The organism is Natrialba aegyptia DSM 13077 (genome assembly GCF_000337535.1).
Classification (GTDB): domain Archaea; phylum Halobacteriota; class Halobacteria; order Halobacteriales; family Natrialbaceae; genus Natrialba; species Natrialba aegyptia.
The window spans coordinates 281,576-296,201 of sequence record NZ_AOIP01000032.1 but is presented as its reverse complement, the minus strand read 5'-3'; the positions used below and the strand labels follow the sequence as shown (position 1 = coordinate 296,201).

The 14,626-nt window shown below is 63.9% G+C and carries 12 protein-coding genes and 1 tRNA gene; 4 read left to right on the top strand and 9 right to left on the bottom strand.

From position 1 onward, the window contains the following. Positions 1-214: 214 nt before the first annotated feature. A complete protein-coding gene (locus C480_RS23885) occupies positions 215-367 on the bottom strand; it encodes a hypothetical protein (protein WP_006666556.1) in 153 nt (50 codons plus the stop codon). A gap of 143 nt (positions 368-510) precedes the next feature. Between C480_RS23885 and C480_RS15455 the strand changes: the two genes are divergently transcribed. Then, a complete protein-coding gene (locus tag C480_RS15455; RefSeq protein ID WP_006666555.1) occupies positions 511-789 on the top strand; it encodes a hypothetical protein in 279 nt (92 codons plus the stop codon). Between the two features lie 106 nt (positions 790-895). Here the strand turns inward: C480_RS15455 and sucD are convergent, their stop codons facing one another. Together sucD and sucC are read right to left on the bottom strand one after the other, a co-directional pair. Continuing rightward, positions 896-1,768 carry a succinate--CoA ligase subunit alpha gene (gene sucD / locus C480_RS15450; protein WP_006108849.1) on the bottom strand — a complete coding sequence of 291 codons (873 nt, stop codon included), beginning with the start codon at positions 1,766-1,768 and terminating at the stop codon, positions 896-898. Beyond that, a complete protein-coding gene (gene sucC / locus C480_RS15445) occupies positions 1,765-2,919 on the bottom strand; it encodes an ADP-forming succinate--CoA ligase subunit beta (RefSeq protein ID WP_006666554.1) in 1,155 nt (384 codons plus the stop codon). The genes sucD and sucC overlap by 4 nt, the downstream gene beginning before the upstream one ends. Before the next feature lie 300 nt (positions 2,920-3,219). On the opposite strand from sucC, the gene C480_RS15440 reads away from it, so the two are divergent. Next, complete coding sequence (locus tag C480_RS15440) at positions 3,220-4,092, top strand: UbiA family prenyltransferase (RefSeq protein ID WP_006666553.1); 873 nt, start codon at positions 3,220-3,222, stop codon at positions 4,090-4,092. Positions 4,093-4,115: 23 nt separating this feature from the next. Here the strand turns inward: C480_RS15440 and C480_RS15435 are convergent, their stop codons facing one another. Further along, positions 4,116-4,343 (bottom strand): DUF5795 family protein, encoded by a 228-nt coding sequence (locus C480_RS15435; RefSeq protein WP_006108846.1) that lies wholly within the window; start codon positions 4,341-4,343, stop codon positions 4,116-4,118. A gap of 138 nt (positions 4,344-4,481) precedes the next feature. Here C480_RS15435 and C480_RS15430 point away from each other — a divergent pair, with 138 nt between their 5' ends. Further along, positions 4,482-4,718 (top strand): hypothetical protein, encoded by a 237-nt coding sequence (locus tag C480_RS15430; protein ID WP_006666552.1) that lies wholly within the window; start codon positions 4,482-4,484, stop codon positions 4,716-4,718. Positions 4,719-5,107: 389 nt separating this feature from the next. Further along, entirely contained in the window at positions 5,108-7,495 is a 2,388-nt protein-coding gene (locus tag C480_RS15425) for a PQQ-dependent sugar dehydrogenase (RefSeq protein WP_241433837.1), read from the top strand. 614 nt (positions 7,496-8,109) lie between these two features. On the opposite strand, the gene C480_RS15415 is transcribed toward C480_RS15425, so the two are convergent. The 5 genes from C480_RS15415 to C480_RS15395 all read right to left on the bottom strand — a co-directional run bounded on the left by C480_RS15415 (position 8,110) and on the right by C480_RS15395 (position 14,591). Then, positions 8,110-10,110 (bottom strand): outer membrane protein assembly factor BamB family protein, encoded by a 2,001-nt coding sequence (locus C480_RS15415; protein ID WP_006666549.1) that lies wholly within the window; start codon positions 10,108-10,110, stop codon positions 8,110-8,112. A 6-nt stretch (positions 10,111-10,116) separates the two neighbouring features. After that, on the bottom strand, positions 10,117-11,055 hold the full coding sequence (locus C480_RS15410) for a hypothetical protein (protein WP_006666548.1): 939 nt from the start codon (positions 11,053-11,055) through the stop codon (positions 10,117-10,119). Positions 11,056-11,512: 457 nt separating this feature from the next. Beyond that, positions 11,513-11,587, bottom strand: a tRNA-Glu gene (locus tag C480_RS15405). 212 nt (positions 11,588-11,799) lie between these two features. Further along, complete coding sequence (locus C480_RS15400) at positions 11,800-13,209, bottom strand: alkaline phosphatase family protein (protein WP_006666547.1); 1,410 nt, start codon at positions 13,207-13,209, stop codon at positions 11,800-11,802. Further along, positions 13,206-14,591 carry an inositol-3-phosphate synthase gene (locus C480_RS15395; protein WP_006666546.1) on the bottom strand — a complete coding sequence of 462 codons (1,386 nt, stop codon included), beginning with the start codon at positions 14,589-14,591 and terminating at the stop codon, positions 13,206-13,208. The genes C480_RS15400 and C480_RS15395 overlap by 4 nt, the downstream gene beginning before the upstream one ends. Between the last annotated feature and the right edge of the window lie 35 nt (positions 14,592-14,626).

The window sequence follows — 14,626 nt, the reverse complement described above, 5'->3', positions numbered from 1 at the left end:
ATGAGACGCGAATATGAATCGGCCGGTTCGTTACGCGCGGATGCGAAGTGACCGCTGCGGAACGCCCCGCGTCTGCGAGCGAACCTGTTCTGACTCTCCCAGTCCGATCACGCGCAGCGGCTGTCTTCTCACAGTCGGTTTCCGAGGCTTCTGCCGGTAGTACTCTCGACGTGTCGACGCGATGTCGACCACACGGCACGCCCTCAAACTGCGTTCACGGCGGATGCCACCCGAGTTCAGCTCGGCGAACCGTATACGACTCGTCGCCGCAGTTCGGACAGACCGTCCGACTGAACTCGGGGTCGAACGTGCGTTCGGGAATCGTGTGTGCGTAGCCACACGCATCGCACTCGATGTAGACGGACACAGCCTAGACTGGACACGGCTGCTCGTCAGTGTGGTGCCGGTGAGTGTCGGGGGCGGCGGCCGTCCACCCGCGTAACGACAATCAGTTCACATCTAGCCCGATCACCGGATACACCTTTAGGACTCTGAATGGTCACTGTTACCATGGGAACACAGTATCGAACGAGCCCTGATCCACCCGAAGAACCGACGGAACGAGGTGCCGAGGATGCGGCTGAGACGGCGACGGCGATGCGCCGCGGCGCGCTCGTCGCAACGTCGTCGTTGTTCGGCCTGGCATTTCTCGTCGTCGCCCTGATGCAGGTGACGCGCGTCCTGGCAACGTCCTCGCCTTACAGTGCCCTGAGCGTCGTCGACGGGGTCGTGATTGCAATCGTCGCGCTTGCGTTCGTCGCTGGACTCGTCATTGGTCGTCGACGATAGAAGCAAAGAAAAGTGCATTCGGACGGCGAGCCACCACAAACGACCACGAGCTACCACGAACTACAACGTCGGCCGCCGCCTGCATCCGTGCGGAGTGCTGAACTCGTTATTCGAGGAACGATTCGATGTTGTCGGCGACTTCCTCGGGCGTGTCGCCGACGGGGACGCCGGCGTCGTTCAGCGCGTTGATCTTGCTCTCTGCGGTGCCGGTCCCGGAGCCGGAGACGATCGCGCCGGCGTGGCCCATACGCTTTCCTGGCGGTGCGGTACGGCCCGCAATGAAGCCGGCGACCGGTGTGTCGACGTGCTCGTCGATGTAAGCTGCGGCCTCTTCCTCGTCTTCGCCGCCGATCTCACCGCACATGACGATGGCTTCGGTTTCGTCGTCGTTCTCGAAGAGTTCGAGCGCGTCGACGAAGTCGGTGCCGATGATGGGGTCGCCGCCGATGCCGATGGCGGTGGTCTGGCCGATACCGCGGTTGGTGAGGCTGTCGACGACCTGGTAGGTCAGCGTCCCGGAGCGGGAGACGAGACCGACGTTGCCGTCGGCGAAGATGTTGCCGGGGAGGATGCCGAGTTTGGCCTCGCCGGGGGTGATGAGGCCGGGGCAGTTCGGCCCGACGAGTCGAGTGTCGGTTTCGGTCAGGCGCTTGTTGACCTTCGCCATGTCCTGGGTCGGGATGCCCTCCGTGATCGCGACGGCGAGGTCAAGGTCGGTGTCGAGGGCTTCGAAGACGGCGTCGCCGGCGAACGCCGGCGGGACGAAGATGACCGAGGTGTCGGCGTCTTCCTCGGCGACGGCTTCGTGGACCGTGTCGAAGACGGGGACGCCGTTAACTTCCTGGCCGCCCTTGCCGGGGACCGCACCGGCGACGACGTTGGTGCCGTACTCCATCATCTGTTCGGCGTGGAACTTGCCCTCCCCGCCGGTGATGCCCTGTACCACGACGCGCGTGTCGTCGTCGACTAGTACGCTCATTGTTCGGTCACCTCCTCGGCGTACGCGACGGTACGCTCGACCGCATCCTCGAGGGTCTGTTCGACCGTCACGAGGTCCTCGTTTAGAATCTCCATGCCTTCCTCCCAGTTCGTTCCGGCGAGGCGGACGACGACCGGCTTGGGGATTTCGTCGAACTGCTCGAGCGCCTCGTTGATTCCGCGGGCGACCTCGTCGCCGCGGGTGATGCCGCCGAAGATGTTGAAGACGACGCTGTCGACGTTGTCGTCGGAGAAGACCATATCCAGCGCGTTCGCGATGCGTTCGGCCTTTGCACCGCCACCCACGTCGAGGAAGTTGGCGGGTTCGCCGCCGTAGTAGTCGACGAGGTCGAGCGTGGTCATGACGAGGCCGGCACCGTTGCCGATGATGCCGACGTTGCCCTCGAGTCGGACGTAGTCGAAGTCGTACTCGTCGGCCTTCTGTTCGAGTTCGTCGCCGCCGCTTGCGGCTTCCTCTTCCATCTCGGCGAGTTCAGGCTGGCGGAAGAGTGCGTCCTCGTCGATGTTCATCACGGCGTCGGCCGCGATGACATCGTCGTCCGCGGTGACCATCAGCGGGTTGATTTCGGCGTCGGAGCCGTCGCGGCTCTCCCAGAGGTCGTAGAGCGTGGTGAGAACGCTCGCGACGTCGTTCGCGACAGACTTGTCGACACCGGCGTCGTAGACGGCCTTGCGGGCCTGGAACGGGTGCATTCCGAAGGCGGGGTCGATGTGTTCGCGGGCGATCGCGTCGGGGTCCTCCTCGGCGACCTCCTCGATGTTGACGCCGCCTTTGGTCGAGACCATCGCGACCGGTTTGCCCTCGCCGCGGTCCATCGTGATCCCGACGTAGAGTTCGTTCGTAAAGTCGACCGCTTCCTCGACGAGGACGCGCTCGACGCTGTAGCCCTTGAGGTCCATGCCGAGGATCGACTCGGCCGCCTCGCGGGCCTCGTCTTCGTCCTCGGCGAGTTTGATCCCGCCGGCCTTGCCGCGGCCGCCGACCTGTACCTGCGCCTTGACTGCGACTGGATACCCGATCTCCTCGGCCGCGGTTAGTACACCGTCGACGTCGGAGGCGAGTTGGGACGACGGCGTTGGAACGCCGGCGTCGGCGAAGACGTCCTTCGCCTGGTACTCGTGCAGTTTCATAGCCATTCGAACGGGCGTTCTGACCTTGCTTAAATCCTGTTAGTTCCACTCGTACGGGGATTCAATGTCGGGTAGATGGCAGGTATATCGGCTATCGGCGGAGGATTACGCACAGGGGCTTCCACCGGCGGATACCGTGGTGACAGGGAGCACGGACCGAAGGGTTTGACCCGCGACGGTTCCAATCTCGACGCACGTGTCCCCCCGAGTTCAGCCGACGGGCACCGGTGACGCCACACCGGTCACAGAGAGACGTTCGCTGCCCGCTCGCTCGCGGGCCGGTGCCGGAGTTGTCTCCGAATGACGACATCGATCCCGGCGAACGGTGCGGAGCGATGGCGGTCGTCGATCGCGCGCGCGCTCGAGTTGCTAGTCCACAGCAACCTCTTTATCTCGCTGGCGACGATGAGCGTCGTCCTCACGACGATGCTGTTGGCCGGGTTGCCGGTCGACCCGCTGCCGCTTTTTTTCGTCTTCGCGGTCACGATGTTCGTCTACACGATCAACCGGCTCACCGATCTCGCGGAGGACGAGACGAACGTCCCACGGCGGGCGGCGCTGACGAGGCAGTACGGCCACCTCTGGCTGGCGGCGGGAACCTGTCTGTACCTCGTCGCGATCGCCATCGCCGTCCACCTCGGCGTTCCCGGTGCCGGCTACATGCTCGTCCCGCTCGTCGTGGCGGTGTTGTACTCCACGGTCGGCATCAAGCAACTCTTTCTCGTGAAAAACTGCTTCGTCGGCCTCGCCTGGGGATTGCTCCCCGCGGGTGCGGGCTACTACTATCGCGAACTCTGGACGACCGACGTCCTGTTTCTGGCCGGCTACGTCGCGGCGATGATCACCATCGCGGCGGTGATATTCGACATCAAAGATATCGAGGGCGACCGCGAAGAAGGGATCGCGACGGTTCCCAACGTCTTCGGTCCGCGACGGACCCGGTCCGTCACGCAGGGTGCGAACGTCGCCGTCGCCGTCGTCGTCATCGCACTCGTCGCAAGCGGCGTCCTCTCGTCGGCGTTTCTCGTCGTCCTCGCGATGAACGGGTACGTCGCGCTCTACATTCCGTTCGCAAAACCGGAGTACGGGCCGCTGTACTACGGATTCGTCGTCGACGGCGAGCACGTGTTTCTCGCCGCCGTCGTCTGTGCGCTCGAACTGCTCGTCTGGTAACTGTCAGCGCTTTCGGCGGCCGGTCACTCCCGGTCCGTCTCCGCCCAGTCGCAGTCCTGGCACTTGCGGCCGGTGACGAACTCGGTGACCGACGGCATGTACCCCACTTCGAGGACGTTGCCGCCGCACTCGGGACAGTCCGCGTCCGCCTCCGCGATCGATTCGGCCTCCATCACCGACTCTCCCTCGATCAGTTCCGCAAGTCTCGTTGCCGTAACCATTCGCCCCTGAACGACGCGATTCTCGCTCACACTCGTGTATGCGAGTGCCACCCCCTAAGCCTTTTCAGGTCGATCGCACTATCGACCGTTCGAACACGTTCGGCGTGAAACAGGTCGGATCGGAGAAGGATTGAAGTCGTTCGAGCACATTGTGTGTCTTACAGTACCATGGGTGTAAATATCACGATTGAGCGAGTCGAGAACGTCCCCGCCGACTCCCGCGTCTGTCACTACGACGAGCTCGGCGAGGACGCCAAAGTAGCGCTCGCCCACCTCACGGACAGCCACGAGGACACCGTCGATGCCGCCGATACCGCCGATTTCCTCGATGCCACAGCCACGACCGGCTTTCACGACTGTGAACTCGTCAAGTACACCGACTACTACGAAATCTCGGTTCACTGAACCGCGATCCACCACTGTTTCTGTCCCCCGCTGGACAGCCACAGTCGAGTTCTAGAAACCAGACAGCTCTTCGCGTGACGAGCGTCGGTCAACGCCTGCAGTAACAGCTGTTTGCTCGAACTGACACAGACGTTTATCGCTCCGTCTCTCGTTGCGGCGAATACGTCCAGAGCAGCAGTTTTCCGCGGCGGGAACACCTCATTACCGATCGCTAAATCCGTCTTTCGTCGGCGACTCTTCAGGACGGCGGGGCCAAGGAGAGATTAGCAGGGGAACGATCGCTCCGGTTTATTGTCCGAGGAGGACACGTCGCTATTCGACACAGAGTGTGTCGACAGCGCGATACGATCGGCGACCAAGCGAACCACATTCGGAGACACTCACACACTATGACAACACATCACCCTGACTCGAAAACGCTCTCCAGACGACTCCTGTTGCAAGCGACTGCACTGGCTTCCGCCTCGGGCTTTGCAACGACCGCCCTCGCCCAGGACGACGGCTTCGGAAACGAAATCGAACTCGGCGGCAGAACCAGCGGCTGGGTCGGCCAATCACCCGAGCAGATCGCGGACGAAGACAATCCGACACTCGAGTTAGTTCCGGGCGAATCGTATACGCTCACCTGGGAGAACTTAGACGGTGCCGGCCACAACTTCGCCATCGAAGGCGCAGACGGCGAGGAGAACTTCGTCGAAACCGAAATCGTCTCCGGCGTGGGCGAGACCCAGGAAGTCGAGTTCACCGCCGAGGAGGGAATGGCGGAGTACTACTGCCAGCCCCATCCCACGAGCATGCGCGGCGAGATCGAACTGGCCGGCGAGGGCGGGAACGGCGACGAGGAAATGGAAGCCGAGGACGAATCGCAGACGATCATCGGCGAGGGGCCGACGATCGGTCTCGAGACGATCGCCGACGGGCTGACGGCCCCGCTCAACTTGCAAGTAGCCGACGAAGCGCAGGATCGACAGTTCGTCGTCGACCAGGCCGGCGAAATCTGGATCCTCGACGACGACGGCCTCGCGGACGAGCCCTTCCTCGACGTGACGGACCGCATGGTCGAACTCGAGGGCGATTTCGACGAGCGCGGACTGCTCGGACTCGCCTTCCATCCGGACTTCGAGGAGAACGGCCGGTTCTTCGTCCGGTACAGCGCGCCGCCGACCGACGAGGTTCCCGACGGCTGGGACCACACGTTCGTGCTCGCGGAGTTCGAAACGGCCGACGACGAGAACTCGCAGGCGGACCCCGATTCCGAGCGGCGGATTCTCGAAATTCCGGAGCCGCAGTTCAACCACAACTCCGGGGCGATCACCTTCGGGCCGGACGGCTGTTTGTACGTGGCGACCGGCGACGGCGGTGGCGCGAACGACGTCGGCGAGGGCCACGTCGAAGACTGGTACGACGGGAACGAGGGCGGCAACGGGCAGGATACCTCCGAAAACCTGCTCGGCGGAATACTCCGGATCGATATCAACAGCGAGGGCGAGGACGGCCAACCCTACGCGATTCCGGAGGACAACCCGCTCGTCGACATGGACGGTGAACTCGACGAGTACTGGGCCTGGGGCCTGCGCAACCCCTGGGGGATCTCGTTTACCGACGACGGCGAACTTCTCGTCGCCGATGTCGGCCAGGCGCTGTTCGAAACCGTCAACCACGTCGAGGCGGGCGGCAACTACGGCTGGAACGTCTGGGAGGGAACCCACTGCTTCAGCACGGAATCCCCGGACGATCCGCCCGAAGACTGCCCTGCCGAAACGCCATCGGACGTCCGCGGCGGCGAACCGCTCCGCGGCCCCGTCATCGAGTACCCGCACCAGGCCGACATGGGACGCTACGGAGACGGCGCCGCCCAGAACGGTGACGCTGAGAACGGTGATGACGGCGGCAATGGCAACGAAACCGATGCTGATGCCGATACCGATACTGATACCGAAAACGGAAACGGCAACGGCAACGGCGAGGACACCAACGCAACCGAGGACGCGGAAGAGACGAGCGACGACACCGGCGACATCGAACAGATCGGCGTCTCCATCACCGGCGGCTACATGTACGAAGGCGGGTCCGTTTCCGAACTCGAAGGGACGTACGTCTTCGGCGACTGGAGTCGCGACGGCGAGGGACCGGGCCGTCTCTTCCTCGCGCGGCCGCCGGAGGGGTGGCCGAACGGAGAAACGGACGGTGACGACGGTGCGGACGAGACGACCGACGAGAACGAGAACGGAACTGACACTGACACGGACACCGAGAACGGCGGTGACGACCTCCACGCACCCGAGGAGGACACCGGAAACAACACCGAGGAAAACGCCGAGAACGATAGCGGGCCCGACTTCGAACCGATCGACCCCGAGGGCAACGGCGAGAGCACCGACGAAAGCGACGGAGCGGCGGCCGACCAGAACACGTACTCCCCGCCCAACGAGGTCGACCTCTGGCCGATCGAAGAGCTCGGCGTCGAGTCCGAGGACGACGTCGGCAGCGACGGCTCGATGAACCACCTCGTCTACGGCTTCGGTCGCGACGCGAACGGCGAGATGTACGTTCTCTCGTCCGATACCCCGACGCTCGACGGAGAGGGTTACGTGAGCCGAATCGTCACGGCAGACGAAAGCGACACTGCCGAAGACGACGGAACGGAAGACGAGGACGCGGACACCGAAACGGAGTCAGAAACCGACGCCGATTTGAACGAGACCGAGACCGACACTGACACCGAGACCGACGCCGCCGAGAACGAGTCAACCGCAAACGAATCGACCGACGCCTGACGAGTTCAGCGGCGTCGGTCACAGTCGAGTTGCAAGTCGGCCGTAGCGTCTCCTAAACTGCTTTTTCCAGGACGAGTTCGTCACCTGTTGTCTATCATCCGTCATCCGTCATCCCTCATCCGTTGTCCCTCGTTATGGCCGTCTGCTCAGATGCGCCGCATATGCAAACAGGACGGCGGAGACAGCGAACCACACGACTGCTGGGATCTGGTACTCGATGATGTCGGCCAATGATGCCACACCGAACACGATACCAGCCAGTCCGATCCCGAGTTGCAGACCGAATCGAATGCGGTCAAGTATGCGATCCTCCGAATCTACTGTCTCAGTCGGCACGGTTCGACATTGATTGGTTCGGGGTAAAGTAGTTACGTAATAATAAAATAAGTTTGGCGTATAATATTGTCTCTAAAGGGGACCGATCCACGGATTCACACGCCACACTGCCAATCACTGCGACGACTCGGGTATGAGAAAAGTGACCAGTGCTGAGTCACGACCGAAAAGCGAGGCGATCGAACGCCGGTCGCTCGAGATTGCGCCGTCGACCGTCACCGATTCCGGGAGGAAGGTGACGATCGATGCCGTCGGTCATCCGGGGGTTTCGACCGTCGTCACCCCTGGAGTGAGAAGACGGCCACCGTGTTTCCTTCCTCCTCGACTTGATTGCCGCCACCGCCGGGGATCGCGACGTACTGTTTCTCCTCGTGTGGATCGTACCAGCTTATTGGCGCGCCGTCGACGCCGTGGTCGCCGACCTCGTGCGTCGCGAGTTCTTCGCCGGTTTCGGTGTCGAGTGCGTGGAGGAGCCCAGTTGGTCCGCCCGCGAACGTGACGCCGGTTGCCGTGGTCAACGAGCCGCCCCAGGGCGGGCCAGCCTCCCAGCTGAACCAGTGTTGCCATTTGACATCGCCGGTCAGCGGATCGAGACCGGCGATGACGCCCGCGTTCTGGTTCCACTCCGGAACCGGTTCGTCGATGAGGCTCTCTTCTTCGGTGCCGTTTTCCTCTTCCTCTTCCTCTTCATCTTCGTCTTCATCGCCGTTCTCGGCTTCCGCTTCCTCCTCTTTCGCAGCACCCTCGTCGGCTCCGTCGGCGTCCTCCTCCGGTGCGTGGAGTTCGTCGCCGCCGTTGTCGGCTACCGTTTCGTTTTCCGGCGTTTCGTCACCTTCGCGCTGTTCTCCCGGCTCGAGTTCCTCGGCGTCGGCCGGGACGTCCTCTTCCGGCTGGTCGCCCTCCTCAGGTTGCGTGGGTTCCGTCTTCCGGACCGTGTCCATGCCGATGTATCGCTGGCCGGGTTCGTACTCCGTCTCGAACCACGAGAACTTCATCGGGTAGTTTGTCCCCTTGACGACTAGCGTCCGCGATTCCGGATCGAACGCGCTCGGCTGCGGGTTCGTCCCCCCGATGAGGTCCGGCATGATCCAGGGTGCGCTCTCGAGATCGTCGTACGGCGGCAGGTTGAACGTGTTGAGGTGCTGGACGTACTCGTCGCTGCGCTGGTGAAGCTGGCCGGTCTCCATATCGACCGTGTACACCCAGCCCGTTTTCCCCGGCCAGGTCGCGAACTTCCGAGACTCGCCCTCGTGTTCCGCCTCGAAGACGACCGGCGGACTCGGTGAATCGTAGTCCCACCAGTCGTGCGGCGAGTCCTGGTGGTGCCACTGGTACTCGCCCGACTCGATGTCGACGGCGACTTTCCCGCACGAATAGGGGTTGTATCCCGGTCGAACGGTGCCGTACCACGGTCCCGGGTTCGCCGACGGAATCACGACCGTTCCCGAGTCGGGTTCGACCGCTCCCGCCGCCCAGGCGGTCGCGCCGCCGTGCATCCAGGAATCGCCGACCCACTCGTGTTCCGGCGTCATGTTCACGCGCCACTGCGGATTTCCTTCGAGGTCGATGCAGTCGAAGAAGCCGCTGACGCCGAACTCGCCGCCGAAACTCCCCTTCATGATCCGTCCGTTGTAGATCAGCGGCGGGAACGACGAGGTCGTCCCGCGGGACCGTTCCCAACTGAGTTCTTCGTGCGTGAGTTCGTCTGCGACCTGCCCGCGGTAGAACGCTGCCCCGTTGTAGTACCAGCGTTCCTCGCCCGTGTAGCGATCGATCGCGAGCACGCCGAGATCGAGCGTGCTCTTGTAGACCGTATCGCCGAGAACGGCCGCCCCGCGTTCGGCGGGCGGCGTCTGTTCCGACGCCCCGTCGCTGTTCTCGTAGAAGTGCGTCCAGAGGATGTCCCCCGTTCGAGCGTTGAGCGCGTACAGCATGTCCGGCCCGACGGTGGTGTACATGATCGGCGGATCGCCGTCGACGACGATCGGCGACCCCTGGAAGTCGTTCGGGTCCTCCGCGATTTCGAGTCGATACTCGAGTTCGAGATCGCCGACGTTCTCCGGCGTGATGACTTCGGCCGTCGTGTGTCGGTGGCCCTCGTAGCCGCCGCCGGCGATCAGCCAGTTCGTCTCGTCGGTCTGCGTCTCCGCGAGATCGGACTCGGTAACGTCTCGTTCGGGAATCTGGTCCGTATCCCCCTGCTCGACGATGGACTCGCCCGGTTTCTCGTGCCACGGTGCGTCTTCCGGTAGGTCGCTAAGGTGTGATTCGTAGGTCATGGTCCGCTAGTTCGATACCGAGCTCCGTGGCGCACGTTTGTCGTCCGTAATCCGGATGACGTCCGTGATCAGGAACTCTTGGCTGATGATCATGAGTGCGGTACTGGCGGTCGTCAGCGTCGTCAGGTGGTCGTCCGCGATGTCCTCAGCCGCGAGGTCGCGCGCGGCGGAGCCGAGCAGGTAGTACCCGCCGAGCATGGACTTGACGTCCCAGAGGCCGCGGTCGATCATCTCCCCGGTGACCAGCGGCTCGCGCTGCCAGAGGTAGTGGTCGAGGCCGTCGATCCACAGCAGCGCCCCTTCCGCGGCCCGCTGGTGGAGCGGCGCGACGTACTCGTAGACGACGCCGTCATCGACCGCATCCGCGGGCGGATAGTCCGGCGTCGCCATCCACCACGAGAGCTGTTCTCTCGCGTTGACGATGTTGACGACGAGCGCCGTCTGCTCGCGCTCCGCGAAGCCGACCTCCGAAAGCGTCGCCGGCAGCCCCTCCATGTGGAGTAACTGCCGCGTCGTCGTTTCGATATGGTCGGGCGAAAACGCCGGCAGCGTCTCTTCCGCGCTCGCGAAAAAGCCGACTTCCGCGAGGTGGTCGTTGATTTCCCACGCCGGTGTCGTCAACGACTGATACGCCTCCGCTCCCGCGTCCGGAACCCCCATCGCCTCGAGTTCGGGCAGTGACTCGACTGATTCCGTGAGCGCCGCGAGTTGCTCGCTCAACAGCGCCGCGTCGAGCGTCCCCGTCAATCCATCCTGCAGTGCGGTCCCCATCTCCGCCAGGCCGCTCGTTGTTTCGGTCGAAACGTTCTGTCTGAGGTCGTTCAGCGTTGCCCCCGCAACGCTGCCGCCTGCGATTACCCCGAGCGCTTTCAAGAACTCGCGGCGATCGCTGTCGCTGACCTCGCCGTAACTGTATCGGTCTCTTGGATCGGTACCGTATGCCATGGCACGTTTTGGCAGGTGACGGGCCAGCCATTAGCTGTTTCCACAGTTTCGGCCGCTGGTTGATATTTCTCCGCGAAGATTTTTCCCCGTATTTGCTTCCGACAACGATAGATCGTTGTCACGTTAGTAATCCCGTTTTGATCGTCGGCTTCGGCCGTCTCAATCACCGATTTTGTGTGGAGAGGGCCGCCAGACCTACTGTACGCGTTCCAAAAGCTGCTAACGGTCGATTGGAGCCGCCTATGGGGAGACTACAGCAGCCGCTCCGTCGCTACGCTGACGGTCACCACGGACACGGAGCGGTCAGACGGTCGCTTCCGCTCTGTGCAAGGTTGACCGCTCAGAAGAATGCTCCGTCTGGGATTTGAACCCGATGCAAATTCTCGCTCCGCTCGAATTTCCGTGCTTCAAATCCGATCCGTGCGCGTCGCACCCTCGTAAAACTCGGCCGCTATAGTGCTCCGTCTGGGATTTGAACCCAGGTCATCGGCTCGAAAGGCCGAAATGATTGGCCGGACTACACCAACGGAGCGCATACACTGCGCCACTCCGAGCTTCGACGGACACCGTCCGTCTCACCAACGGAGCGCACCTCGTACGCACTCACTGCTTGCCGAGGGTTAATAAAAAACGTTCCGTTCCGAGCCGATAGTGTGACGCACTGACGTGCGCGTGGGTTCCGTTCCGAACGTTCCGCTTCACAGTGCCGCTCTGGCAGTCAACTCCTCGCGCAACGCCGCCGGCTCACGTGATGTCGAGCAACGCCTCGATCGTCGGCGTGACGGCCGTCGCGTCGACCGTCCCCTCGAGTTCGGGCGCGAGTTCAGCTGCGGCCGGGCCGCCGAGGCCGTAGCAGCCGACGGCCGACTCGTCCGCGCGGCCGTGGGAGCCGCTGACGTTTGTCGCGTCGAGAGACACGAGGCCGTCGTCGCCGAAGAACAGCTCGCAGGGGTCGAAGCCGGGCTTGTCGTGGATGTCCATGTCGGTCGCGTACGGCGGCGCGTTCGCGCGGTCGGTCCACCAGTAGTACTGGAACCAGGCATCGCGGTCGGCGACGAGGACGAAATCACCCGCGTTCGGGTGGTCGATCCCCCACTCGTCCTTTTCTCCGTCGCCGATGACGGTGTCGACGCCGTCGAGTTCACCGAGCAGTTCCCGAGCCGTCTCGACCGCCCCCTCGTCGGCGTAGACGTGCGCGATCTGGTGGTCGACCATGGCGAACGCTGCGGAGGCCGAAATGTCGGCGTCGCCCGCCGAATCGGTCTCGAGCAGCCCGGCGTCTCGGAGGACGCGATTTGGGAACAGCGGCCGCTCCACGTCGTGGAAGCCGTATTCGCTGACGAGGTTGACGACGGTTTCGCCCCAGCGCTCGGTTTCGGAGAGGAACGAGAGGAAGTCCCCGAGCAGGTCGTCGACGGTCTCGAGTTCAGTCTGAAACGCCGCGGAACCGGGACCGTCGCTCTGGCCGACGTAGTCGAGGTGGGGGACGTACACCCACAGCAGGTCGGGATCGAACCGGTCGACCGCCTCCTTCGCTGCGGCGAGAATCCACCGGCTGCCCTCCTCGTTCGCCCCCGGCCCCCAGTAGTTGTGCAGCGGGAAGTGGGCGTAGTCGTCCCGCAGGTCGTCGTAGAACCCGTCGGGGTTCGTCCAGCAGTTCATCTCGAGTAAGTTGTTATCCTCGTCCTCGATCGGCGAGGGCGTCACCGCGACGTCGGCGGTCGTCCCGATCAGGTGCTGGAAGAACAGCGCCCCGGTCGTCAGGCCGGCCTGGCTCGCGGTCTCCCAGATCCGGTTTCGATCGCCGCGGTCGCGCTCCCAGAACTCGGCGACTTCGCGCTCGCGGTCGAACTCGCCGCTCGACACGTCGCCGTGCTCTCCCGGACCGACTCCGGTCGCGAGCGTCGTCTGGACCGGCACCGTCACCGCCGGAAACGGCGGCCGGAGATCGGCGACGCGCTCGGCGGGGAACAACGAGTGCAGCGTCGGCGTTCGTTCGGCATCGATGTGGTGGGACTGTAACCCGACCACGTCGAGGACGATGACGCGTCCCGTCGCGTCGGTCGCTTCCGCGCTGAACTCGAGCGGTGCGGTCGCGGCTTCTCCGTCGGTGTCGTGCGGGGTGGCACTCGCGGTGTCTGTCTCGTCAGTCATACGTCACTGTGGCGAGCGGCGTACTCGTACAGCCAGTGCAGTTGCGCCGAGAAGTCGTGTTCGTCGACGCCGATCGGGGCCTTGAAGAACGACGCCAGGTGCGGTTGGAAGCCGCCCTCGCCGAACTCGTCGGCGTGGACGATCAGTCGGACCAGATCGAGCACGAGCGGCGCGGCCAGGGCCGAGTCCGAGCCCTCCCAGGTGAACTGCATCGTCATTTCGGTGTTCAGAAAGCCCTCGAAATGGATGTAGTCCCAGGCGGTCTTCCAGTCCGCGAGCGAGGGCGTGTAGTCGATCCGGACGCGGTTGTGGCCGACATCGGGCAGGATGGATTCGAGCACGTCACCCTTGCTCGACAGTTTGCCGGCGGCGTTTTCCTCGTCCTCCAGCACGAGGCCGTCCTTGTTGCCGAGGATGTTGTGGCCCTCCCAGGAGAGCACGTTCAGATTGCGGCCGGCGAACATCGGCGCGAGCGCGGACTTGACCAGCGTCTCGCCGGTCTTGGCGTCGCGGCCCACGTGTGGCACCCCGCGGTCGACGGCGAGTTCTCGGATCCCGCCGAGGGCGTTGCCCGTGCTCGGCGTGAAGTTGATGAAGGGGTGGCCCGCGTCGATCGCGGCGTAGGCGTAGAGGACGCTCGCAGGCAGGTCGCGATCGTCCGAATCGATGGCGTCCTCGAGCGCCTCGCGGGTATCGTATCGGTCCGGCGAGGCGAGTTCGGGTTCGGTGGAGGCGACGTTGACGACGACGAGTCGATCGATCTCGTGGGCGGTCCGGAAGGACTCGTAGTCGTCGTGGATCTGGTCGACGACGGTTCGTATCGCGAGTTCGCGATCGAGGTGGTCGCTGTCGTCCGTGACGGCGGCCCCGCAGTTTACCGCCGTGCCGACTTCGATGCGCTCGTCCACGGCGGCGAGGTCGTCGCGGACGCTTGCGAGCGTCTCCTCGTCGGGGACGCCGTTTCGCTCGCACTGGCGCTCGGCCTGGTCGACGAGCGAGGTCGGGTCGATGTCGTGGCCGCCAAAGACGAACGCCGAAACGGGCGGCAGCTCGAGGCTCGAGACGGGTTCGCGCTCGGTAACCATGCCGGTCGTCTCGGCGCGACCGGTCGCGATCGCCCGAGCGCCGACGATCGACATGGTTGCGACGTTCCCACGCGCACCGACGAGCCAGACGCCGATTCGCTCCGCGTTCGTCGGCTGGGCCGGCTCGTCCCGGGACGGTGACTCGGCGGTCATTTGGCCCCGCCGAGGGTCGACGGTCGGGCACGATTCGTTCTGTCGAGTTCTCCAGCGGTCCGCGGCGATCGTCGCGCGATCGGTCGCGAGTTCGTCGACGGCGACCGGGAGTGGTCGGTCATCCGGAAGCCCTCCGTTCGGCACGGCTTTTGTTATGCCCGGCGTAGCACGCGTAAACC